General features: G+C 71.9%; 21 protein-coding genes. 17 read left to right on the top strand and 4 right to left on the bottom strand.

The window, feature by feature from the left end; genetic code table 11:
* Nucleotides 1-423 precede the first annotated feature (423 nt).
* Together ACIRFL_RS11290 and ACIRFL_RS11285 are read right to left on the bottom strand one after the other, a co-directional pair.
* Nucleotides 424-705, bottom strand: coding sequence for an Lrp/AsnC family transcriptional regulator (locus ACIRFL_RS11290; RefSeq protein WP_404026563.1), 282 nt, complete (start codon nucleotides 703-705; stop codon nucleotides 424-426).
* Nucleotides 702-1445: a rhomboid family intramembrane serine protease gene (locus ACIRFL_RS11285; RefSeq protein ID WP_404026561.1), complete on the bottom strand. Its 744-nt coding sequence runs from the start codon at nucleotides 1443-1445 to the stop codon at nucleotides 702-704. The genes ACIRFL_RS11290 and ACIRFL_RS11285 overlap by 4 nt, the downstream gene beginning before the upstream one ends.
* Before the next feature lie 155 nt (nucleotides 1446-1600).
* On the opposite strand from ACIRFL_RS11285, the gene ACIRFL_RS11280 reads away from it, so the two are divergent.
* From ACIRFL_RS11280 to ACIRFL_RS11260, 5 genes are all read left to right on the top strand, one after another.
* Nucleotides 1601-1840, top strand: coding sequence for a hypothetical protein (locus ACIRFL_RS11280; protein WP_376536688.1), 240 nt, complete (start codon nucleotides 1601-1603; stop codon nucleotides 1838-1840).
* A 40-nt stretch (nucleotides 1841-1880) separates the two neighbouring features.
* Nucleotides 1881-3224 carry an NYN domain-containing protein gene (locus ACIRFL_RS11275; RefSeq protein WP_404026559.1) on the top strand — a complete coding sequence of 448 codons (1344 nt, stop codon included), beginning with the start codon at nucleotides 1881-1883 and terminating at the stop codon, nucleotides 3222-3224.
* 207 nt (nucleotides 3225-3431) lie between these two features.
* Complete coding sequence (locus tag ACIRFL_RS11270) at nucleotides 3432-4466, top strand: NlpC/P60 family protein (RefSeq protein WP_404026556.1); 1035 nt, start codon at nucleotides 3432-3434, stop codon at nucleotides 4464-4466.
* A 367-nt stretch (nucleotides 4467-4833) separates the two neighbouring features.
* Nucleotides 4834-5844, top strand: coding sequence for an NlpC/P60 family protein (locus tag ACIRFL_RS11265; protein ID WP_404026553.1), 1011 nt, complete (start codon nucleotides 4834-4836; stop codon nucleotides 5842-5844).
* Nucleotides 5845-5874: 30 nt separating this feature from the next.
* Complete coding sequence (locus ACIRFL_RS11260) at nucleotides 5875-7065, top strand: hypothetical protein (RefSeq protein ID WP_404026551.1); 1191 nt, start codon at nucleotides 5875-5877, stop codon at nucleotides 7063-7065.
* Nucleotides 7066-7442: 377 nt separating this feature from the next.
* Here ACIRFL_RS11260 and ACIRFL_RS11255 read toward each other — a convergent pair whose 3' ends face one another.
* The gene (locus tag ACIRFL_RS11255; RefSeq protein WP_404026549.1) at nucleotides 7443-8672 is read right to left on the bottom strand and encodes a glycosyltransferase 87 family protein; all 1230 of its coding nucleotides are present in this window, start codon (nucleotides 8670-8672) and stop codon (nucleotides 7443-7445) included.
* Between the two features lie 774 nt (nucleotides 8673-9446).
* On the opposite strand from ACIRFL_RS11255, the gene ACIRFL_RS11250 reads away from it, so the two are divergent.
* The 6 genes from ACIRFL_RS11250 to ACIRFL_RS11225 all read left to right on the top strand — a co-directional run bounded on the left by ACIRFL_RS11250 (nucleotide 9447) and on the right by ACIRFL_RS11225 (nucleotide 15406).
* Nucleotides 9447-10370, top strand: a complete 924-nt coding sequence (locus ACIRFL_RS11250) for a hypothetical protein (RefSeq protein ID WP_404026547.1) — start codon at nucleotides 9447-9449, stop codon at nucleotides 10368-10370.
* Nucleotides 10371-10401: 31 nt separating this feature from the next.
* A complete protein-coding gene (locus ACIRFL_RS11245) occupies nucleotides 10402-10893 on the top strand; it encodes a hypothetical protein (protein ID WP_404026544.1) in 492 nt (163 codons plus the stop codon).
* A gap of 92 nt (nucleotides 10894-10985) precedes the next feature.
* Complete coding sequence (locus tag ACIRFL_RS11240; RefSeq protein WP_404026542.1) at nucleotides 10986-13217, top strand: glycoside hydrolase domain-containing protein; 2232 nt, start codon at nucleotides 10986-10988, stop codon at nucleotides 13215-13217.
* A 70-nt stretch (nucleotides 13218-13287) separates the two neighbouring features.
* Nucleotides 13288-14016 carry a hypothetical protein gene (locus ACIRFL_RS11235; protein ID WP_404026598.1) on the top strand — a complete coding sequence of 243 codons (729 nt, stop codon included), beginning with the start codon at nucleotides 13288-13290 and terminating at the stop codon, nucleotides 14014-14016.
* Between the two features lie 45 nt (nucleotides 14017-14061).
* The gene (locus ACIRFL_RS11230; protein WP_404026540.1) at nucleotides 14062-14190 is read left to right on the top strand and encodes a hypothetical protein; all 129 of its coding nucleotides are present in this window, start codon (nucleotides 14062-14064) and stop codon (nucleotides 14188-14190) included.
* A gap of 73 nt (nucleotides 14191-14263) precedes the next feature.
* Nucleotides 14264-15406, top strand: a complete 1143-nt coding sequence (locus ACIRFL_RS11225; RefSeq protein WP_404026597.1) for a glycosyltransferase family 4 protein — start codon at nucleotides 14264-14266, stop codon at nucleotides 15404-15406.
* Between the two features lie 387 nt (nucleotides 15407-15793).
* Here the strand turns inward: ACIRFL_RS11225 and ACIRFL_RS11220 are convergent, their stop codons facing one another.
* Nucleotides 15794-17590 (bottom strand): AMP-dependent synthetase/ligase, encoded by a 1797-nt coding sequence (locus tag ACIRFL_RS11220; RefSeq protein WP_404026538.1) that lies wholly within the window; start codon nucleotides 17588-17590, stop codon nucleotides 15794-15796.
* Nucleotides 17591-17904: 314 nt separating this feature from the next.
* Between ACIRFL_RS11220 and ACIRFL_RS11215 the strand changes: the two genes are divergently transcribed.
* From ACIRFL_RS11215 to ACIRFL_RS11190, 6 genes are all read left to right on the top strand, one after another.
* Nucleotides 17905-18702 carry a metallophosphoesterase gene (locus ACIRFL_RS11215; RefSeq protein ID WP_404026536.1) on the top strand — a complete coding sequence of 266 codons (798 nt, stop codon included), beginning with the start codon at nucleotides 17905-17907 and terminating at the stop codon, nucleotides 18700-18702.
* Between the two features lie 123 nt (nucleotides 18703-18825).
* Nucleotides 18826-19269: an SRPBCC family protein gene (locus ACIRFL_RS11210; protein ID WP_404026533.1), complete on the top strand. Its 444-nt coding sequence runs from the start codon at nucleotides 18826-18828 to the stop codon at nucleotides 19267-19269.
* 43 nt (nucleotides 19270-19312) lie between these two features.
* Nucleotides 19313-20482 carry an ArsA family ATPase gene (locus tag ACIRFL_RS11205; RefSeq protein WP_404026531.1) on the top strand — a complete coding sequence of 390 codons (1170 nt, stop codon included), beginning with the start codon at nucleotides 19313-19315 and terminating at the stop codon, nucleotides 20480-20482.
* A 57-nt stretch (nucleotides 20483-20539) separates the two neighbouring features.
* Nucleotides 20540-21034 carry a DUF5304 domain-containing protein gene (locus ACIRFL_RS11200; protein ID WP_404026528.1) on the top strand — a complete coding sequence of 165 codons (495 nt, stop codon included), beginning with the start codon at nucleotides 20540-20542 and terminating at the stop codon, nucleotides 21032-21034.
* A gap of 55 nt (nucleotides 21035-21089) precedes the next feature.
* The gene (locus tag ACIRFL_RS11195; RefSeq protein WP_404026525.1) at nucleotides 21090-22043 is read left to right on the top strand and encodes an ROK family glucokinase; all 954 of its coding nucleotides are present in this window, start codon (nucleotides 21090-21092) and stop codon (nucleotides 22041-22043) included.
* A 119-nt stretch (nucleotides 22044-22162) separates the two neighbouring features.
* Nucleotides 22163-22921 (top strand): endonuclease/exonuclease/phosphatase family protein, encoded by a 759-nt coding sequence (locus ACIRFL_RS11190; RefSeq protein ID WP_404026523.1) that lies wholly within the window; start codon nucleotides 22163-22165, stop codon nucleotides 22919-22921.
* Nucleotides 22922-22946 lie beyond the last annotated feature (25 nt).

The following is a 22946-nucleotide window of genomic DNA, read 5'->3' as shown; positions in this document are numbered from 1 at the left end:
AACGGCGCGACAAGCCACGATGGCGCCGCGGTCGAGGGACGGCGGTTGCCCCCGGAGGGGGCGCGGGGAACGGCGCGACAAGCCACGATGGCGCCGCGGTCGAGGGACGGCGGTTGCCCCCGCAGGGGGCGCGGGGAACGGCGCGACAAGCCACGATGGCGCCGCGGTCGAGGACGGGCAGTCGTCCCCGGAGGGGGCGCGGGGAACGGCGCGACAAGCCACGATGGCGCCGCGGTCGAGGACGGGCAGTCGTCCCCGCAGGGGGCGCGGGGAACGGCGCGACAAGCCACGACGGCGCCGCAGCCGACGTCCGGCAGATGTCCCCGGAGGGGCGCGCGGGGAACGGCGCGCCCAGCCACGACGGCGCCGCAGCCGACGACCGGCAACCGCCCCCGCAACCGCCGGACGGCACCCGCGGAGCGTCTAGTTGTCCAGCCCGATAGCGAACGCCGCCTCCAGGTCATGCTGGGAGTACGTCCGGAAGGCCACATGCGTGTCCGTGCCCTCCACCCCCCGGATCTTGCTGATGCGACCGGGAATGACCTCGGCCAGCTCCTCGTGCCGCCCGACCCGGACCATGGCGATCAGATCGTAGGTACCGGTCACGGAGAAGACCTCGCTGACATTGTCCAGCGCAGCGATCTGCTCGGCGATCTCGGGAATCCGGTCCACGCTGGTCTTGATGAGCACGATCGCGGTGATCACGGCTGGTTTTCTCCCTCGGGAGCCGGAGCTGGGGCGGCCTTCACTCTAGCCCGACGCCCGAACCGCACCCATGCGAAGACGAAGCCCAGCGAGAAGCCCACCAGATGGGCCAGATACGCCACCCCGGGCCCTTGGGTGGCCTGCCGCGCCGCCACCCACTGCAGCCCCGCCCAGAAGGGCAGCACGACCCAGGCGGGAAAGCGCAGCGGGAGGAAGAACAGGAAGGGGAGGAGACTGGTGACACGAGCGCCGGGGAACAGGAACAGGAACGCCCCGAGGACCGCGGAGATCGCCCCGGAGGCGCCGACCAGGGACTGCTGGGAGGCGGCGTTGGCGGCGGCGTAGCCGATCAGCGCCAGATAGCCGCAGCCGACGTAGAACAGGGTGAACCGCACGCGGCCCATCCGTTCCTCGGTCATCACCCCGAAGACGTAGAGGAACAGCATGTTGCCGAGCAGATGCACCCAGCTGCCGTGCACGAACAGCGCCGTGGCGGGGGTCAGCGCCTCCCCGGCCGGGCCGTCGAACAGGTTCGCGGGCACGACGCCCCAGCGCCGGAAGTACGCCCGCTGCGCGGCCAGCAGCCCGTCACCGGTGCCGTACGCCGGATTGAACCCGGACGCGGGCCCGATCAGGAAGATCAGGCAGCACAGGGCGATCAGGACGTGCGTCATCGGCGCCGACGAGCCGCGGACCGCCCTGAAGGTCCGCCCGGCCGTCCCGCTCCAGTTGCTGATCATGAACACAGAGCATGACGTAACGGCACTCAGTAGCACAGATCGCCTCGCCGCCGCGGACGAACGGGCGACGAGTACCCGCCAGGCCGTAGGGTTACGAGCCACACGCGCCGGGCAGACGGCGCGTCACGGACACTGGAAGGAAGCGAACAGACACGATGCCGGTTCCCCTGCCGACCGCCACGACGCGATGGCGCTGCACCCTCTGCGGCAACCTCACCCGTTTCGACGTGACCCGCGCCTCGAAGGTCGTCGAGTACGTCCATCTCGACCTCGCCGGCGAGCCCAAGGTCGAGGAGCGCGAGGTGGTCAGTGAGACCATCGAGTCGGTGCGCTGCCGCTGGTGCAACGCGGTGGACCAGGTGGAACTGGTGGACAGGCCGGGAGCCGACTCCTGAGCGCAGGAGGCGGCCCCGCACGGGTATTGGGGTGTGACGGATGGCGGAGACCCAAGGCGGGGGGCCGGGCGACGGCACCGCCGAGGTGCTTGACCGTCCGCTGCCCGACGGCGTGCGCCGCCGGGTCGTGCAGATCGTGTCGGACGGCTTCGGCGGTCTGACGATCGGTGAACTGCCCGCCCAGTTGCGGCAGTATGCGCGGTTCGCCCCGAATCGCCGGGCGAAGTTCGCGGGCAACGCGATGGCCGCTGCCCTGGAGACCGACACGCTGTTCCGGCAGCGCATCGGGGAGAAGCTCAGAGAGGCGCAGCCGGAACTCTCCGGCGCCCTGGACTCCGGCTCGCCGCCCCCGGCCGCGGACCCGCTCGACGTGGCGGCCGCGGCCTATGTTCTGCGTCCGGCCGGCTGGGTGAAGCTGGTGGCCGCGGCCGGCGAGGAGGTCCAGCGGGCGGACGCCGAGCGCGCCGACGAGGAGAGCCGGGCCGAGCTGGAGCGGCTGCGCGCGGAGCTTGACCGGGTCCGCGACCACACCCGCGCCGAGACCGAACGGCTGCGTGCCGAGCTGGATTCGGCCAAGCGGGAAGCTGAATCGCTTCACCGCAAACTCCGCGCCGCCCTCAGCGATGTGAAGCGGGGCGACGCCGCCCTGCGCAAGGCCCAGGGCGAGATCGAGGCGGTGCGTGCCGAGGGGCAGGCGCAGGTCTCGGCCGCCGAGAGCGAGTCCCGGCGGCTCAAGGCCCGTCTCGGGGAGGTGGAGACCGCCCTGGAGGCCAGCCGCAGGGCGGCCCGTGAGGGGCGCAGCGTCGAGGACATGCGGGTGCGGCTGCTGCTCGACACCGTGCTGGAGGCGGCCCAGGGGCTGCGCCGTGAGCTGGCGCTGCCGCCGGTGTCCGTGCGGCCCGCCGAGACCGTGGACGCGGTGGAGCCGGGCCGGATGACCCCGAAGGACATCGCCGCGCGTGCGCTGTCCGAACACGACCCGGCGGTCCTGGACCAGTTGCTCGCCCTTCCGCAGGCCCATCTGGTGGTCGACGGCTACAACGTCACCAAGACCGGCTATCCGCAGATGCCGCTGGAGAAGCAGCGGCTGCGGCTGCTCGGCCAGCTCTCGCAGCTCGCCGCGCAGACCGGCGCCGAGGTGACGTGTGTCTTCGACGGCGCCGAGCTGGCCGCGCCGGTGCTGCTGGCCCCGCCGCGCGGGGTGCGGGTGCTGTTCTCCAAGCCGGGTGTCACGGCCGACGAGCTGATCCGGCAGCTGGTGCGGGCCGAGCCGCCGGGCCGGCCGGTCATCGTCGCCTCGACCGATCGTGAGGTGGCCGACGGTGTCGCCCGTGCGGGTGCCCGTCCTGTCGCTTCTGCAATGCTCCTCAGGCGATTGTCCTGAACGTCAACGTACGTTCTTAATGCCCGAATTGGCGGAAGTGTCGCTCAACGTAGCGTCAAGTGGGCATCACAGCATGTGAGTTGTGGGCAAAGAATGCAGGGAGTGAACGATTTTTTCTCCTGAGGATTTGAACTGATCACAACTGGGTCACTAGGGTCAGCTCGAACCTCCACACGGGTGATCACTCAAAAGAAGGAGCCCGTCTCCGTGGCGTCCCATCGTCGACCCAAGCAGCCGAGCCGCACGCGCGTGACCGTGCTGACCACCGCAGCCGCCGCTGCCGTAGCCCTGAGCTCTCAGGCCGCCAACGCGGCACCCAGTGAGAAGCTGAGCAAGGACGAGGTCAAGGCCAAGGTCGACAAGCTCTACGAACAGGCGGAGCAGGCCACCGAGAAGTTCAACGGGGCCAAGGAGAAGCAGGAGAAGCTCCAGAAGGAGATCTCCACCATCCAGGACAACGTCGCCCGCGGTCAGGAAGACCTGAACAAGCTGCGCGACGGCCTGGGCACCATGGCCAGCGCACAGTACCGCTCGGGTGGCATAGACCCCTCCGTCCAGCTCTTCCTTTCCTCCGACCCGGACGACTACCTCGACAAGGCGTCCACGCTCGACCAGTTGAGCGGCCAGCAGGTCGAGGCCCTGAAGAAGATCCAGGACAAGCAGCGGGAACTCGCGCAGGACCGGGCCGAGGCGACCGACAAGCTCAAGGACCTCGCCGCCACCCGCACCGAACTGGGCAAGAAGAAGAAGGAAGTCCAGGGCAAGCTCGCCGAGGCGCAGCGGCTGCTCAACACCCTGACGGCGAAGGAGAAGGCGGACCTCGCCGCCAAGGAGGCACGGGCCAACCGCTCCGCCTCCGAACGCGTCGACCTCGGCAACACCACCTCCGCCTCGGGCCGGGCCGCCGCCGCCTTCTCCGCCGCCCAGTCCAAGATCGGCTCGCCGTACGTCTACGGCGCCACCGGCCCGTCCTCCTTCGACTGCTCGGGCCTGACCTCCTGGGCCTACGCGCAGGCCGGCGTCGGCATACCCCGCACCTCGCAGGCCCAGGCCAGTGCCGGCCAGCGCATCTACAGCCAGAGCGACCTCAAGGTCGGCGACCTGGTGCTCTTCTACGGCGACCTGCACCACGTCGGCCTGTACGCGGGCAACGGCCAGGTGCTGCACGCCCCGCGCACCGGCACGGTCGTCCGCTACGAGTCGATCAACAACATGCCGTTCCAGTTCGGCGTCCGCATCTGAGCCGTACGCCGTAGCCGGCCCCGGTTCCATAGCGCCCGAACGGGCGAATCCCGACAACCGGAACTGACCCCTCGCCCCGCCGTTGACCTGCGTCAGCGGCGGGGTGTCACGTTGTGCGACCGCCGGAAGGCTTTGGCCGACGGGCGCCCGCGCGGCTACTGTCTGCCGCGTTTCCCCCACGGCCGGGACATCCCGTCCCGGCTCCGGGGAACGGCAACCGTCCGCCGGCCGCGCGTGCGCCGACGGGACGGGCCGGTGCCGCGGGACGAGGGCGCGCAGGCCGCACGGCCGAGCGTGACCGCTCCCGCCCGCCGGCCCGGCCCCACAGGCGAGCGAGCGGTCACGAGGTGAAGGAGTGCGGCCTTCCGTGGGGTCCCATCGCCGCCTTGCACCATCCGGGTTCGACCGGGGCGCCACCGTCCTGTGCGTCCTGTCCGCGGCCGCAGCCGCCCTCGGCGCCGTACCGGCGAGCGCCGCGCCGCACGGCGACGGCCCCGCCGAGGTGGACCGCCTCTACGGGGAGGCGGAGAAAGCGACCGAGGCCTACAACAAGGCCGGCGAACAGGCCGGGAAGCTGCGCACACAGGTCCGCGAGGCGCAGGACCACATCGCCCGCCAGCAGCAGCACATCAACGCCATGCGGGAGGAACTGGGATCGCTGGCCGGCGCCCAGTACCGCTCCGGCGGCATCGACCCGACGGTCGCGCTGCTCTTCTCCGCCGACCCGGGCGACTACCTCGACAAGGCCACCACCATCGACCGGATCGGCACCCGCCAGGCCGGCCGGTTACGGGAACTCCAGTCGGCCATGCGGGAACTCGCCCAGGAGCGGGCCGCGACGGCCGGGAAGCTGGCCCAGTTGGAGAAGAGCCGCAGGGCCGTCGCCGCGCACAAGCAGACCGTGGAGCGCAAGCTGGCCAAGGCACGCGAACTGCTCAACTCCCTGCCGTACGCGCAGCGCGCCGGCTATGGGCGGGCCTCCCGCGACGGCGGGGCCGGCCTGCCCGAGCTGCGGGACATCGGCGCCCCGAACGCCCGCGCCGCCGCGGCCGTCGCCGCCGCCCGCTCCGCCCTCGGACGCCCCTACGTCTGGGGCGCCAACGGGCCCGCCGGCTTCGACTGTTCGGGCCTGACGCAGTGGGCGTACGCGCAGGCCGGGGTGCAGCTGCCGCGCACCTCGCAGGAGCAGCGGTACGCCGGCCGGCAGGTGCCGTTCTCGCAGATGCGGCCCGGTGATCTGGTCGTCTACCGCTCGGATGCCGGCCATGTGGCCATGTACATGGGCAACGGCCAGGTGATCCACGCGCCCCACCCCGGCGCCCCGGTGCGCTACGACCCGGTGGGGATGATGCCCGTCTCCTCGGTCACCCGGGTCTGATCGGGCGCCACGGGCCGTACGATCGGGCAGATGGCTGATCGCAGACGGAGGTGGCGCTCGGGAGCCGTCGCGCTGTGTCTGCTGCTCGTCACGCCGGCCGGCTGCGGCGGCCGGACGGCGGCCGACCCGGCGCGAGCCGAGGTGCAGCAGGTGCTCGACCGGCGCGCCGCGGCCCTGCTGCGGCACGACGAGACGGCGTACGCCGCGACGGGCGCCCGCGGCACCTACGCCAACCTGCGCGCGGTGCCGCTCGCGTCCTGGGCCTACCGGGTGACCGGCCTGCGGCACACCGGCGCCACCGTCACCGCCGCGGCCCTGCTGAGCTACCGGGTCCGGGGCTACGACCGGGCCCCCGTCACCACCGAGCGCACCCTCGCCCTCGGCCGCACCGCCGACGGACGCTGGTACGTCGCCTCCGACCGGCCCGCTCAGAAGGCCGGACAGCAACTGTGGGACCAGGGCGCCGTGTCGGCCGCCAGGGGCGCGCACAGCCTGGTGCTCGGGGTCGGGCAGTCCGAGCGGGAGCTGAACGCCTACGCCCGGCTCGCCGACCGCGCGGTTCCGGCCGTGTCCGGGGCCTGGGGCACGGACTGGACCCGGCAGGTCGTCGTGCTCGTACCGCGGACCCTGGACGCGATGGCCGGCCTGCTCGGCTCGCCGGCCTCCTCGTACCGGGGGATCGCCGCGGTCACCACCGGCGAGGCGGGCGGCCCGGCCCGGGCCCCCGCGGACCGGATCGTGGTCAACCCGGAGGCGTACGCCCTCCTCGGCGACGCCGGCAAACAGGTGGTACTCACCCACGAGACCACCCACGTGGCCACCCGCGCGCACACCACCCCGGCCACCCCGCTGTGGCTGTCCGAGGGGTACGCGGACTGGATCGGCTACCTCGGCACGGGCCGCACACCGGCGCAGGCGGCGCCGGAGCTGTCCCGCGCCGTCCGCGCTGGGCGGGTCCCGGCGGACCTGCCCGCCGACGGGGACTTCGGCTTCACCGGCGACCCCGCGCGGCTCGCCCAGGCGTACGAGGGCGGCTGGCTGGCCTGCCGGATGATCGCCGAACGCTGGGGCGAGGACCGGCTCGACGCGTTCTACCGCGCCGTCGGCGCGCACGGGCGGCGGGCGGGGGCCGTCGAGGACGCGCTGCGCCGCGTGCTCGGGACAAGCCTCCGGGACTTCACCGACCGCTGGCGCGCCTACCTGCGAACGAGCCTCACCTGAGCGGTGCGGGTCGTTTGTCGGGTGCGGCACCGTTGTGGTTTGCGCCCCTTGGGGGGTGCGGGTCGTTCTTCGGGTGCGGGTCGTCGTCGCTCTTCGCGCAGTTCCCCGCGCCCCTTCGGTGCGGTGCGGGTCGTTTGTTGGGTGCGGGTTCGTTGTGGTTTGTTGCGCAGTTCCCCGCGCCCCTTGGGGGTGTGCGGGTCGTTCTTCGGGTGCGGGTCGTCGTTGCTCTTTGCGCAGTTCCCCGCGCCCCTTCGGTGCGGTGCGGGTCGTTTGTTGGGTGCGGGCCTGTCGTGGCTTGTCGCGCAGTTCCCCGCGCCCCCTCGGTACGTCGCCGGGGCTCCGGCCGCCGCTCGCGTATGCCGGGGGCTTCGGTGGTGTCAGGGGGAGAGGGGGGTTTTCTTGGTGTGGGGGGTGGGGGTCGGCAGGGTGGCTGCGCGGGTCGCGGGGACCGTGGAGCGCCACAGCCGGCCGGCGGCGAGCAGCGCGGCGCCGACCAGCAGGCCGTTGCGCAGGAACAGCAGCCCCGTGCCGTACCAGTCGCCGGCCACGACGTGCGAGAAGCCGATCGGGAACTCCAGGACGGTCACCACGGCGGCCGCGAGGACCAGCAGCGCGGGCCGGCCCATCCGGGTGCCGCGGAAGGACACGCAGACCGCGGCCAGGCCGATCAGCCAGACCAGGTACTGCGGGCTGATCACCCGGCTCGTCGTGGTGAACATCAGCACCGCCGTGAACGCCGCGTCCGCGGGCGTGTGCGGCCTGAACCCGGTGGCCGCCAGCCGCCACAGCAGCAGCCAGCCGAACGCGGCGCAGGTGAGCGTCAGCGCGGCGGCGCTCACCAGGCCGACGTAGGGGCCAAGGAACTCCACCGAGCCGTAGTTCAGCAGCACCTCGCCCCGCCAGCCGAAGTGCCGGGCCACATGGAAGACCAGGGCGCCCAGCGACTCCACCTCGGTGCCCCGGTCGCGCTGGAAGGCGAGGAAGGCGAAGGCGCCGGGCATGGCGACCGCGAACAGCACCGCCACCCCCGCCGCGGTGGCCGCGGCGGCGCCCCAGGCGCGCAGCCGCACGGCCCCGACCAGGAGCAGCGCGGGCCACACCTTGACCATTGCCCCGAAGCCGGCCAGCGCCCCCATCACCCGGGGCCGGCGGGCCCCCGCGAACAGCGCGGCCACGGCCACCGCGGTCACCATCACGTCGTAGCGGGCGTAGGCCGTCGGGCCGAGCAGCGGCAGGCCCGCCACCCACACCCAGGCGCCGCGCGGCGACTTGCCGGGGCGCCGGCCCGCGTGTCCGAGCAGGGCGAGGACCGTCAGGTCGGCGAGCAGGGCCAGCAGAAAGAAGGCGGTGGGGTAGGCGAGGAAGGGCAGGGCGCCCGGCGCGAGCACGGCGAGCGCGGCGGCGGGCGGGTACTGCCAGGTCACGTCGTCCAGCGGGAACGTCCCGTGGCGCAGTACCTCGTACCAGCCGTGGTAGATCACCGACACATCGGTGGTGACGTCCGCGCCGGGGAAGACCAGCACCCGGAAGACGAAGAGCAGCAGCATCAGCCGGGTCAGCCCCCAGGCCCCCAGCAGCCCGGCCAGGTGCCACCTCGCGCCCGCCATGTTCACTTGGCCCCTCTTCGTCGTGGCTCGTCCCGCGGGGGCCATGATGACGCGTCGCGCTGTGTGCGGTCCGTCAATGCCGTCGTACGGCGTGGTCGCGTCGCGCCCCGGGCTGTGTGTGAGCGATGTCACACAAGGCGGGTGATCACTCTCCGTGAGTCGCCGATCCGGGCGGTTGTGGCCGTGCGATGTCCGTCGTGGCCGAAAGTCGACCCATGGTCGGCCGGGGCCCGATCGAGGTGACGATTTGTCAACTTTCCCCGGCCCACGTGCGGTTGACGCGGTCATGGCTAGTGCGCCGAGCAGGTTCGGACCAATTCCCCAAGGGCGGGTCAACTGGCCGAGTTGAACCTCCGTCAACTGGGGAGGAACCCACGGACAATGCGGCGAACCATGGTGATCCACTCGTGCGGGCGCATGTGGGTCCGGCGCACAACCCTCCGTCACCTCGCTGCCGCGACCCGCCCGTTTGTCGTTGATCAACTCTTTTCGTGGTCCGGGGGACGGCTTAGATTCATCGAGGCTGGCCGCCCACGGCGTGCCGAGAAGGGGGAGACGCGCATGAATTTCGCTGGGAATCCAAGGGACCCATTCCGAGGGTGAGCCCTGGCCGGGCGACTGCGCCCGCTTGGATCCGCTTGGATCCGCTTCTGTTCCGGTGCCCGCGGCCCGAATCGGGCCGCCCCGTCGGCGTGCCCTGCCGTGGCACGGTCCGCGGCACTTTCCTCGTGCGAGCAAGAGACACCGAGAGAGATCAAGAGAGACAGAGCAGTCATGGTGATGTCCCGGGGCCGCTCGGCCCGTCGCGGTCCCGTGTTCGTCGCGGCCCTCCTGTGCGCGGCGCTCGCCACGGGCTGCACCCAGGACGACGGCGGCACGGCGGCCGCTGCCGGCGCCGCGGGCAAGGGCGACGGCAGCGGCAACTGGCCCAGCCCCCAGGCGACCAGCGGACTGACCGCGGGACTCGCCCTGCCGATCCAGTCCTACCTGGTCACCTACGACCAGCAGGTCACCGTGCTGCGCGCGCAGCAGTCCGTGCAGCGCGCGTGCATGAAGCGGCTCGGGTTCGACTACGACCCGCCGGAGCCGGGCCGCTACCCGCCGCCCAGCGCCGACGACGCCAACATGGTCCGCCGCTACGGCATCGCCGACCTCGCTCAGGCGCGGACTCACGGCTACCACCTCGCCCACGACAGCGGCGAACCGCCGGCCTACGAGGTGGCGTCCGCCGCCAACGCGGCGCTGACCGGCCGCAACGCGAAGGGCGCCGCCGTCGCCGGCGTACCCGAGGGCGGCTGCCTCGGCGAGTCCGTCCGGCGGATCGGCGAGCTGGACGGCAGCCTCGCCTCCCGTCTGAACAACGAGGGCTTCGACGCCTCCAAGGCCAACCCGAAGGTGCGCGAGGTCGTCCAGGCGTGGTCCGCGTGCATGCGGCGCAAGGGCTACACCTCGCCCACCCCGCTGGACGCGGCGAAGCTGGCCGACTCGCTGAGCGCGCCCACGCCCTCCCGCGCGGAGACCGACATCGCCGTCGCGGACGTGGAGTGCAAGAAGTCCACGGACCTCGTCCAGGTCTGGTTCAAGGAGGAGACCCGGATCCAGGACGAGCTGATCGAGAAGAACCAACTGGCGCTCCAAGAGGCCAAGAAGACCACCGAGGAAGCCGTCAGGAACGCCACCCGGGCGGCTTCTCGGTAGGCAGTCCACCACGATGCACAGGGAGTCCACCGTGAAGAAGATCACCCGACTTGCCGTGGGAGCCGGTCTGGCGATGTCCGCCGCCCTGCTCACCCATGTGCCCGCCCAGGCGGCGACGAGCTACGAGGGCGACGCGTGCAGCGTCAGCAACGAGAACTGCTTCGCGCTGTTCTACAACTCCGGCGTGAACACCTGGACGTCCTCCTGTTTCCTGTCCAACAAGAGCATCTCCGACCTCTACGGCTACAGCCCCAACGGCGCCACCCTCGTGCGCTACGTGTTCATCGCGCCGGGCACCCACATCAACACCAACCTGGCCGTCTCCTGGTGCATCGGCAACGGCGAGGGCCAGGAGGTCAAGAACAACGCCGCCGCGGCGGCCAGCGGCGAGGCGTCCGCCACCAACACCGTCTACTACAACTCCGGTTACGCGGGCGCCTCGCAGAGCTTCGGCCCGCGCTCCACCGGCAACCTCAACTCCACCCTGAAGAACGAGAACGCCTCGATCAAGCGCTCGTCCTGAGAGCCGGCGCCCGCCGACGGAACCCCGCGCGGTCGTCCGCCGGGGGGCGCCGCCCCGCCTGCCCGCCAGTCCCACTCCGAAGGAGGAGCCCCGTGGCCGACGAGATGGTGCTCAGAGCCCAGAAGTTCGTCAACCAGGTCTACGGCAGCCGGATCGGCATGACCGTCACCGAGGACGGACGCACCGGCTGGAACACCATGTACGCCCTCACCAGGGCCCTGCAGTACGAACTCGGCATCACCGCCCTGTCGAACAGCTTCGGGCCCACCACGCTCTCGACACTCAAGTCCAAGTACCCCGTGGTGAACGCGTCGACGGTGCCGTCGGCCGACTTCTGCCGCATCATCCAGTCCGCCCTGTACTGCAAGGGCTACGACGGCGGCGGCATCGACGGCCTCTACAGCGACCGGGTCGCCTCGTCCGTGTCGTCGCTGAAGGCCAACATGGGCGTCAGCGGTGCCTTCCCCGGCGGCGGCATCGAGCCCAAGGTGTTCAAGGGCCTGCTCAACATGGACGCGTACGTCAGCGTCAACAACGGCTCCGACAGCGTCCGCGAGATCCAGCAGTGGATGAACGGCCGTTACGTCAACCGGCAGGACTTCTACATCATCCCCTGCGACGGCCACCACTCCCGCGACGTCGCCAAGTCCCTGCTCTACGCCATCCAGTACGAGCTGGGCATGGCCGACGGCGTCGCCAACGGCGTCTTCGGGCCCGGCACCCAGAGCGGCCTGAAGAACCACACCGTCGGCGTCGGCACCACCGGCACCTGGGCGCTGCTGTTCACCGGCGCCATGATCCTCAACGCCTGGAGCGTGCCGTTCGGCAACTTTACGGCCACCGTCGCGGACGCGGTCGGCCGCTTCCAGGACTTCGTCAAGCTCCCGGTCAGCGGCGTCGGCGACTTCCAGACCTGGGCGTCGCTGCTGGTGTCCACCGGCGACCCGGACCGCAAGGGCACCGCCTGCGACGGCGTCACGAAGATCACTCCGGCCCGGGCGCAGGCACTGAAGAACGCCGGGTACAAATACGTGGGCCGCTATCTGTACAACCCGAGCACGACCTCGCTGCCGGAGAAGGCGATCCAGCCGGGCGAGCTGGACACCATCAAGCAGTACGGCCTGCGCTGCTTCCCCATCTACCAGACCTACGCGCGCTCGGCCGACTACTACAGCCCGGACCAGGGCAACACCGACTGCCTGATCGCCGTCGCCGCAGCCGACGGGTTCGGCTTCAAGGACGGCACCCGCATCTACTTCGCCGTCGACTACGACGCCGTGGACGACGAGGTGAGCGCGTACATCCTCCCGTACTTCCAGGCCGTGCGGAACCGGATGACCGCGCTCGGCAGCCCCTTCTCCATCGGGGTCTACGGGCCGCGCAACATCTGCTCCCGGGTGTCCGCCGCGGGATACGCCAGCGCGTCCTTCGTGTCCGACATGTCCACCGGGTTCTCCGGCAACCTCGGCTACCCGATGCCCGAGAACTGGGCCTTCGACCAGATCAAGACCATCTCGGTGGGATCGGGCGACGGGCTCATCGAGATCGACAACAACATCGCCTCCGGCCGCGACACCGGACAGGGCGACTTCCACCCGACCCCCTCGCAGACGCTCGACGTCGGCTTCAGCCTGTCCTACTGGGACGCCATGCTGAGGGAGATCGGCGACTACATGGAGTCGATCGGCCGGGGCGACAGCGCGCTGTACATCTACACCCGGCAGGAGTGCCTGGAGACGATCGTCTCCCACGACGCCGTGCTCACCTCCTCGGCCCGCCGCTACCGGATGCGCAAGGCGCTCATCCAGACCTCCGCCTTCTGGGAGTTCTGCCACTACAGCTACAAGGACCTGGCCGAGGACGCGTCCGTGGTCTGGTACCACACGGCGGCCATCCCCGACTGGGGCAAGGACCTGCCGGTGGTCCGGGACGTGAGCGACAGCAGCACCGGCATCGGGAAGATCTCCGGCCGCACCGGCATCCTCGCCCGCAACAACTCCGTGCGCGCCGGGATCCTCGACGACTCGATCCTCGACACCGCGAAAGAGTCCGACATCTTCAGCATGTGGACGCGGCTCAACCAGGACAACGTGTTCAACCTGAGCACCGTCCCGCACATGCACATCTGGGGATCCGACGGAAAGCCCGGCGACCACGCCGAGACCCCGATCCGCCGCCCCGCCCTCGACTACACCGACGCCGAGACCTACGAACTCCTGCGCCGCTACCAGGGGTTCGGGGACCAGGCGGAGGCCGACGCGCGGCTGCGCGTGCCGCTCTACCAGATCTTCGAGAAGTACAACCGCATCCTGCGCGAGTCCTGACCGGTACGGCACGCACCCCGCAGAGAGGAACAACCAGTTGAGACCCACCGGAGTTTCCCGCCGCGGCCTCATGGTCCGCACCGCCGGCCTTGCCGCGGGCCTCGCCGCCGCCTCCGCCGCGGGCGGCGCGTTCGCCGGCCCCGCGCTGGCGGCGGACACCCCGCCCGTGCCGGACGGCGAGCACATCAAGCGGGCGCTGGAACGCTTCCGCGCGCGGCAGCGCCGCCTGCTCACCGGCCGGCCCTCCGCCAACCGCTGGGAGATGCAGAAGGCCGCGGACGCGGACGGAACCATCGTGACCAGGCCGGTGCCCGGCACCGGCCTCGGCGTCGCGGTGCACTCGGGCGATCCCGAGACGCTGCTGGTCCATGTGATCCGGCGCTTCCACTACGAGGTCGACACCCTCGGACTGCACGGCGAACCCCACCCGGTCCAGGGCTGGGTGGCGCCGTCCGAGATCCGCGACACCGGTCTGCCCGAGTCCAACCGGGCGTCCGGCACGGCCGTGGTGATCCGTCCCGGTTCCTACCCGCCCGGCGCGCGCGGCGGCTTCACGGCCGCCCAGGAGCTGATCATCCGGGATATCCTCGCCGACACCGAGGGCGTCGTGCGCTGGGGCGGTGACGACCGCCGCCCCTACGAGGGCCTGTTCTATCTCGGCGTACGCCCCGGTGACCCGAAGCTGGCGCGGGTGGCGGCGAAGATCCGCGGCTGGGACGAGACCCCCGGCCGGGGCGCCGGGGTGCTGGTGGACGCGGCCCGGCCGGACCGGCGTCGGCGCGCCGCCCGCTACCGGTGACGGCGCCGGGCACGAAGAAGTCCGTTCGACGATGAAGGAAGCGCCATGGGGCTGCTCGTCCTGATGCTGGTGGGCCTGGCGGTCGCCGTCCTCGGCGGTGCCGCGGTGGCGGCCCTGGTGGGCCTCGCCATGTGGACGAGGTCCCGGCTCGGGCGGCGGCGCGGCGCGTCCTGACCGCGGGGTCCCGGCCCGCCCGGGACCCCGCACCGGCGCCGGTCGGCGGGCGCGTTGGATAGGTTGGGCGATGATGCACAAGACCCTGATCGTCACCAACGACTTCCCGCCCCGGCCGGGCGGCATCCAGGCGTTCCTGCACAACATGGCGCTCCGCCTCGACCCCGACCGGCTCGTCGTGTACGCCTCCACCTGGAAGCGCGGCCGGGAGGGCGCCGAGGCCACGGCCGCCTTCGACGCCGAGCAGCCCTTCACCGTCGTACGCGAACGCACGACGATGCTGCTGCCGACGCCCGCCGTGACGCGGCGCGCGGCCGGGCTGCTGCGGGAGCACGGCTGCACCTCGGTGTGGTTCGGGGCGGCGGCGCCGCTCGCTCTGATGGCGCCCGCCCTGCGGAAGGCGGGCGCCGAGCGGCTGGTGGCCACCACCCACGGGCACGAGGCCGGCTGGGCCCAGCTGCCCGCCGCCCGCCAACTGCTGCGCCGGATCGGCGAGTCCACCGACACGATCACCTACCTCGGCGGGTACACCCGCGCCCGGATCGCCGCCGCGCTGACCCCGGCGGCGGCCGGGCGGATGGTGCGGCTGCCCCCCGGCGTCGACGAGAAGACCTTCCACCCGGGCTCCGGCGGCGCGCAGGTGCGGGAACGGCTCGGGCTCGCCGACCGGCCGGTCGTGGTGTGCGTCTCGCGGCTGGTGCCGCGCAAGGGCCAGGACACGCTGATCAGGGCGCTGCCCCGGATCCTCGCCGAGCAGCCCGACGCGGTGCTGCTGATCGTCGGGGGCGGACCGTACGAGGGGGATCTGCGCAGGCTCGCGCGGGAGGTCGGGGTGGCGGCCTCGGTGCGCTTCACGGGCGCCGTGCCCTGGTCCGAACTGCCCGCGCACTACGGCGCCGGGGACGTCTTCGCGATGCCCTGCCGGACCCGGCGGGGCGGGCTCGACGTGGAAGGGCTCGGGATCGTCTACCTGGAGGCGTCCGCGACCGGGCTGCCGGTCGTCGCCGGGGACTCGGGCGGCGCGCCCGACGCGGTGCTCGACGGGGAGACCGGATGGGTGGTCCGCGGCGGCGACCCGAACGAGGCCGCCGACCGGATCACCACCCTCCTCGCGGACCCCGCCCTACGCCGCCGCATGGGCGACCGAGGCCGCCACTGGATCGAACAATCCTGGCGCTGGCCCCAACAAGCAGAAACCCTGAAAACCCTCCTGTAGCACACCCGCCCCGACAGGGGCGCGGGGAACTGCGCGAGAAACCACACCAAACCCGCACCCGCACCCGCAGCTAAACCACCCCGATAGGGGCGCGGGGAACTGCGCGAAAAGCCACAACGAACCCGCACCCGCAATCGCAGCTAAGCCACCGCCCCGATAGGGGCGCGGGGAACTGCGCAAAAAGCCACAACGAACCCGCACCCGCAATCGCAGCTAAGCCACCGCCCCGATAGGGGCGCGGGGAACTGCGCAAAAAACCACAACGAACCCGCACCCGCAATCGCAGCTAAGCCACCGCCCCGACAGGGGCGCGGGGAACTGCGCGAAAAGCCACACCAAACCCGCACCCGCAAACACAGCTGAGCCAGCCCCTTCAACAGGCGCACCCTATTTCTGATACAGCGCCTCGATATCAGCCGCGAAGTCCTTAGCGACAGCGTTCCGCTTCAGCTTGAGCGACGGCGTCAGATGCCCCGACTCCTCCGTGAACTGCCCCCCGAGCACCCGGAACTTCCGCACGGACTCCGCCTTGGACACCACCGCGTTCCCGTCATCCACCGCTCCCTGGATCGCCGCCAGCAGCTCCGGATCCTCCCGCAGCGACGCCGCCGTGGCCCCGGAGGGCTTCCCGTGCTCCGCGGCCCACCGCCCCAGGAACTCCTCGTCGAGAGTGATCAGCGCGGCGACGAACGGCCGCCCGTCGCCGACCACGATGCACTCCGCGACCAGCGCATGCGCCCGGACACGGTCCTCGATCACGGCCGGTGCGACGTTCTTGCCGCCCGCGGTGACGATGATCTCCTTCTTGCGCCCGGTGATCCTCAGATAGCCGTCCTCGTCGAGGGTGCCGACATCCCCGGTGTGGAACCAGCCGTCGGCCAGCGCCTCCGCGGTCGCGGCCTCGTTGTTCCAGTACTCCTTGAACAGGTGGTCGCCGTGCAGCAGCACCTCGCCGTCGTCGGCGATCCGGATCACGGAACCCGGCAGCGGCTGGCCGACCGTGCCGATCTTCTGCCGGTCCCAGGGGTTGAACGCGGTCGCCGCGCAGGACTCGGTCAGGCCGTAGCCCTCCAGGACCGTGAAGCCGATGCCGCGGAAGAAGTGGCCGAGGCGCTCGCCGAGCGGGGCGCCGCCGGAGATCGCGTACTCGCCGCGCCCGCCGAGCACCGCGCGCAGCTTGCCGTAGACCAGCCTGTCGAAGACCCGGTGCTTGATCCGCAGCCCGAGGGACGGGCCCGACGGGGTGTCCAGCGCCTTGCTGTAGGCGATCGCGGTGTCCGCCGCCTTGTCGAAGATCTTCCCCTTGCCGTCCGCCTGCGCCTTGGCGCGCGCCGCGTTGTAGACCTTCTCGAAGACCCGGGGCACGCCGAGGATCAGTGTGGGGCGGAACGCGGCCAGTTCCTCGGTGAGGTGCTTGACGTCCGGGAGGTTGCCCAGCTTGATCGGCGCCATCATCGGCGCGATCTGCACCAGCCGCCCGAAGACGTGCGCGAGCGGCAGGAACAGCAGGACCGAGCACTCGCCGGTGCGGAACAGCGGGCGCAGCCGCTCGACGATGTTGCCGCACTCGGCGAAGAACGCCCGGTGGGTGAGCACACAACCCTTGGGCCGGCCGGTCGTGCCGGACGTGTAGATGATGGTCGCCGTGTCGTCGGCCTTGGCGAGCGAACTGCGCTCCTCCACCGTCGCGTCGGTGAGGTCCCGGCCCAGCCGGCCCAGCTCCGCCACGCCCCCGGCGTCGATCTGCCAGACGTGCTTGAGCGCGGGCAGCCGCTCGCGCACCGCCTCCACGGTGGCGGCGTGGCCGTCCTGCTCCACGACGCAGGCGGTGGCGCCCGAGTCGGACAGGATCCACTGCACCTGTTCCGGTGAACTCGTCTCGTACACCGGTACGGTGACCGCGCCCGCGCTCCAGATCGCGAAGTCGAGGAGGGTCCACTCGTAGCGGGTGCGGGACATCAGGCCGACCCGGTCGCCGGGCTGGACACCGGACGCGATGAGCCCCTTGGCGGCGGTGCGTACCTCGGTCAGGAACGCCTCGGCCGTCACGTCCTGCCAGCCCGCGTCGGTCTTGCGGGCGATGACGGCGACATCGGGATGCTGCGCGGCGTTTCTGCGGACGATGTCGGTCAGATTGCCGTCCGCAGGGACCTCGTACAAAGCCGGAAGGCTGAACTCGCGCAAGACTGCTGCTCCTCATAGGGCGCCGGCGCCACGACATCGTGTGCTGCGACGGTGCGGTCCAAGGCTCGGGCAGGTGCTCGGACGCCCACCAGGAGCCCTTCGGCCCGTTGGCTGAAATCCAGAGCACGACTGGACTGCCCGGACGTTACCCGCCGGTATGGCTTCTTCGACAGGGGGCCCGGCGAGTTGTTCGCTGCGTCACACAGGTTGGTGTTCCTTCGCGCACAGTAGTCCACGGTTTTCCTGACGGGCCAGTAGCCGCAGGCCCGGCCGCCACTGTTCACGTATGCCGCACAGGCTTACCCTTGATCGCCATGGCCCCCACACCCGCCGGTAACCGAAGGACCCGCGTCCATGTGGTCAGCGACGTGCACGGCAACGCCCGTGACCTGGCCCGGGCAGGCGACGGCGCGGACGCCCTGATCTGCCTCGGTGACCTCGTGCTCTTCCTCGACTACGCCGATCACTCGCGCGGGATCTTCCCCGATCTGTTCGGCGTGGAGAACGCCCACCGCATCGTCGAGCTGCGCACCGCGCGCCGCTTCGAGGAGGCGCGCGCGTTCGGGGCCCGGCTGTGGGCGGGCGTCGGCGCCGACCGGGCCACCGTCATCGAGAAGGCCGTGCGCCGCCAGTACGCCGAGCTGTTCGCCGCCTTTCCCACGCCGACGTACGCGACCTACGGCAATGTCGACATGCCGCCTCTGTGGGCGGAGTACGCCGGGCCCGGCACCACGGTCCTGGACGGGGAACGGGTGGAGATCGGCGGCCGGACCTTCGGCTTCGTCGGCGGCGGGCTGCGCACCCCGATGCGGACGCCGTACGAGATCGACGACGACGCCTTCGCGGCGAAGATCGAGGCGGTCGGCGAGGTCGACGTGCTGTGCACGCACATCCCGCCCGAGGTGCCGGAACTCGTGTACGACACGGTGGCCCGCCGGTTCGAGCGGGGCAGCCGGGCGCTGCTCGACGCCATCCGCCGCACCCGGCCCCGCTACGCGCTGTTCGGCCACGTCCATCAGCCGCTCGTGCGGCGGATGCGGATCGGCGCCACCGAATGCGTCAACGTCGGGCACTTCGCCGGCACGGGCAGGCCGTGGGCGCTCGAATGGTGAGGGGCGCGCGGACGGGGTGAAACCGGTGGTCGCGTGCGCGGTAGCCTTCACGCTGCACACACGTGCGCACGACGACCTCTCTGTACCGGTCTGCACCGGCCCGCACCCGGAGGAGCCACGGCGATGGCGGAACACACCAGCTCAAGCATCACCATCGAGGCGGCACCCGCCGACGTCATGGAGGTGATCGCCGACTTCGCCCGCTATCCCGACTGGACCGGTGAGGTGAAGGAGGCGGAGGTCCTCAAGTCCGACGACCGGGGCCGCGCCGAACAGGTCCGCCTCGTCATGGACGCCGGCGCGATCAAGGACGACCAGACCCTCGCCTACACCTGGACCGGCGACCGGGAGGTCTCCTGGACCCTGGTGAAGTCCCAGATGCTCCGCTCCCTCGACGGCTCCTACCTCCTCGAACCGGCCGGCCCCGGCGCCACCGAGGTGACCTACCGGCTCACCGTGGACGTCAAGATCCCGATGCTCGGCATGATCAAGCGCAAGGCGGAGAAGGTCATCATCGATCGGGCCCTCGCGGGACTGAAGAAGCGAGTAGAGTCCGGGGAGAAGTAGCGACAGCGTGCCGGGCCGGCACGCGCGGGTAGCGTTCACCCCCATGCGCACCATCCTGATCACGGGTCCGGGCGGCTCGGGCCGTACGACCGTCGCCGCCGCCACCGCCCTGCGCGCCGCGGGCACCGGCACCCGGACCCTCGTCCTCAGCGCCGACCGCACGGACACCCTCGGCACCGCGCTGGGCACGCCGACGGGGCCCGAGCCCCGCGGTGCCGCACCCGGCCTCACCGCCTGGCGCCCCGACCCCGCCGCCCGGTTCCGCGACGACCTCACCGCGTTCCAGAGCCGCGCCGCGGGCTTCCTCGACCTGCTCGGCGCCGCCCGCCTCGACGCCGAGGAGGTCACCCCGCTCCCCGGCGCCGAAGAGCTGTCCCTCCTGCGTGCCCTGCGCGATGCCGCCCTCGCCGAGCGCCACGACCTGCTCGTCGTCGACCTGCCGCCCGCTCCGCGCGCCCTCGACCTGCTCGCACTCCCCGAGGAACTGCGCCGCTACCTGCGCCGACTGCTGCCGCCCGAGCGCCAGGCGGCCCGCGCCCTGCGACCCGTCCTCGGCCGCCTCGCGGGCGTCCCGATGCCCGCCGAGTGGCTGTACGAGACGGCGGCACGCTGGGACGCCGAACTCGCCGCCGTGGAGGCCGTCGTGCGGGACCGCACCACCACCGTGCGGCTCGTCGCCGAACCCGGCCCGGCCGGCGCCGACGCCGTGCACACCACCGTCCTCGGCCTCGCCCTGCGCGGCCTGCGCACCGACGCCCTGGTCGCCAACCGGGTGCTGCCCGAGACCGGTCCTGAGACCTGGCCGGCCGGGCTGCTCGCCCAGCAGCGCAAGGCCCTCGCCGACTGGGGGCAGGCGTATGACGTCCGCCCGGTCGCCCACCTCGGCCATGACCCGCGGGGCGCCGACGACCTCGCCGCGCTCGCCGTACCGGGCGTCGACGCCGCCCCCGAACCCGTCGAGTGGCCCGTCACCGACCGGATCGCCGAGGACGGCGTGCTCGTCTGGCACATCCCGCTGCCCGGCGCGATACGCGACGACCTCGACCTGGTCCGGCGCGGCGACGAACTCGTCGTCACCGCGGGCCCGTTCCGCCGGATCGTGCCGCTCCCGTCCGCCCTGCGCCGCTGCACCGTCGCCGGGGCCGCGCTGCGGGACGGCACCCTGCGCATCCGCTTCGCACCGGACCCGCAGCTGTGGCCCCGCGAGCGGTGAACCACGCGCACCCGTTCGGGTAACGTCGTAAGGACGAACCGCAGTCAGGAGTCCGTCATGAGCGAAGAGCGCCCCACACCGGACGCCCTGGGACCGCAGCCGGCCGACGAGACACGGGCGACCGACGCCGACGCCTGGGCCACGGCCTGCGCCGAAGACCTCGCCGCGGAGAAGGCCCGCCGCCGAGCCGAGTACGGCCCGCCCCCCGGCTCCGCCGCCGAGGAACTGCGCAAGTTCGTCGACGCCGTGGCCGACCGGCTGTCCGGCCTGCAGACCCCGCTCCTCGGGGCGGTCGCCGGACCCGCCGCACAACAGGTGGTGCGCCAGGTCGTGCAGCAGGCCAAGGCGGCCGTCGAACCCGTGATAGAGCGCAACCCGGACGTCTTCGACCACCTGGCCGCGGCCGGAAACGAACTGCTCGCCGCCTACCGCTCGGCCGTCCAGTCCCAGGAACGCCGCTGGACGACCCCCGAGGACGCCCCGAAGGGCCGCGGCGACCGCGATGACCGGGGCGAGGGCACCGGCCCCGGCGAACACATCGACTTGGACTGACAGCCCCCTCGGGTACGGTTGGCCGTAGCGGGGCTCGACCGAAACTGAGGGATTCATGGGACTCACCATCGGCGTCGACATCGGCGGCACGAAGATCGCGGCCGGCGTGGTCGACGAGGAAGGCAACATCCTCTCGACCCACAAGGTGCCGACCCCGGGCACGCCCGAGGGCATCGTGGACGCCATCGCCTCGGCCGTGGAGGGCGCGCGCGCCGGGCACGAGATCGTCGGCGTGGGCATCGGTGCGGCCGGATATGTGAACCGGCAGCGCTCCACCGTCTACTTCGCGCCCAACATCGACTGGCGCCAGGAGCCGCTGAAGGAGAAGGTCGAGGCCCGCGTCGGCCTCCCGGTCGTCGTGGAGAACGACGCCAACGCGGCCGCGTGGGGCGAGTACAAGTTCGGCGCGGGCAAGGGCCACCGCAACGTCATCTGCATCACGCTCGGCACCGGCCTCGGCGGCGGCATCATCATCGGCAACAAGCTGCGCCGCGGACACTTCGGCGTGGCCGCCGAGTTCGGCCACATCCGGATGGTCCCCGACGGCCTGCTGTGCGGCTGCGGCTCCCAGGGCTGCTGGGAGCAGTACGCATCGGGCCGCGCCCTGGTCAGATACGCCAAGCAGCGCGCCAACGCCACCCCCGAGAACGCCGAGACACTGCTCGGCCTCGGCGACGGCACCCCCGACGGCATCGAGGGCAAGCACATCTCCATGGCCGCCCGCCAGGGCGACCCGGTCGCCGTCGACTCCTACCGCGAACTGGCCCGCTGGGCCGGCGCCGGACTCGCCGACCTGGCCTCCCTGTTCGACCCGTCCGCGTTCATCGTCGGCGGCGGCCTGTCCGACGAGGGCGAACTGGTCCTGGACCCGATCCGCAAGTCCTACCGGCGCTGGCTGGTCGGCGGCAACTGGCGGCCGGTCGCCGAGGTCATCGCCGCCCAACTGGGCAACGAGGCGGGCCTGGTCGGAGCGGCCGACCTGGCCCGGGAACCCGACCCGATCATGTGACGCCCAGGTGAGGGGCGCGGGGGACCGCACGGCGAGCCGCGGACAGCCGGCGGACCGCACGGAACCCCGCCCCCGGGCTGGTGGGTGTCCCGGAGCGCGCCACCGTTAGATTGATCCACATGCCGACACCGCCGCCACTGCCCATGTCCCGGACCGAACCCGACGGTTCCGCGATCATCCGGGTCCTGAGCTACAACATCCGCTCGATGCGGGACGACACCGCCGCCCTCGCCCGGGTGATCAGCGCCTGCGCCCCCGACCTGGTCCTCCTCCAGGAGGCCCCCCGGTTCTTCCGCTGGCGCAAGAAGCTCGCCCGGCTCGCGGCCGCCTCGGGACAGGTGATCCTCTCCGGGGGCGGCACGGCGGCGGGACCGGCCATCCTGTGCACCCTGCGGGCGACCGTCGAACGGACCGAGGACGTGCTGCTCCCGCTCACCCCCGGACTGCACCGGCGCGGCTTCTCCACCGCGGTCGTACGGTTCGGCGGCGCCCGGCTCGGCGTGCTGAGCTGCCATTTGAGCCTGCGGTCGGACGAACGCTACGAGCAGGGCGGGATGCTGCTGGACCGGCTGGCCGCGATGGGTGTGGAACACGCGGTCGCGGGCGGCGACCTCAACGAGCGGCCCGACGGCCGTACCTTCCGGCGGCTGGCCGAGGGGCTGCGGGACTGCCGGGTCGTGGCGCCCTGGGGCGGCGAGTACACCTCTACGCCCCTCGATCCGCACCAGCGGATCGATGCGATCTTCGCGACCAAGGGGGTCGAGGTGCTGGGCTGCGGGGTGCCGCTGGGGGTGCCCGGGGTGACGGAGGGGGATCTGCGGGCGGCTACGGATCACCTGCCGGTGCTTGGCGCTCTGCGAGTTCCGGCCGCCGTGTAGGTCTGGGTGGGCTGGGGTGGTCGGT

The sequence above is a fragment of the Streptomyces sp. NPDC102462 genome (assembly GCF_044765425.1).
GTDB lineage: Bacteria > Actinomycetota > Actinomycetes > Streptomycetales > Streptomycetaceae > Streptomyces.
Note: the sequence above shows the minus strand (reverse complement) of the source record. Positions and strands in the feature narration are given on the sequence as shown.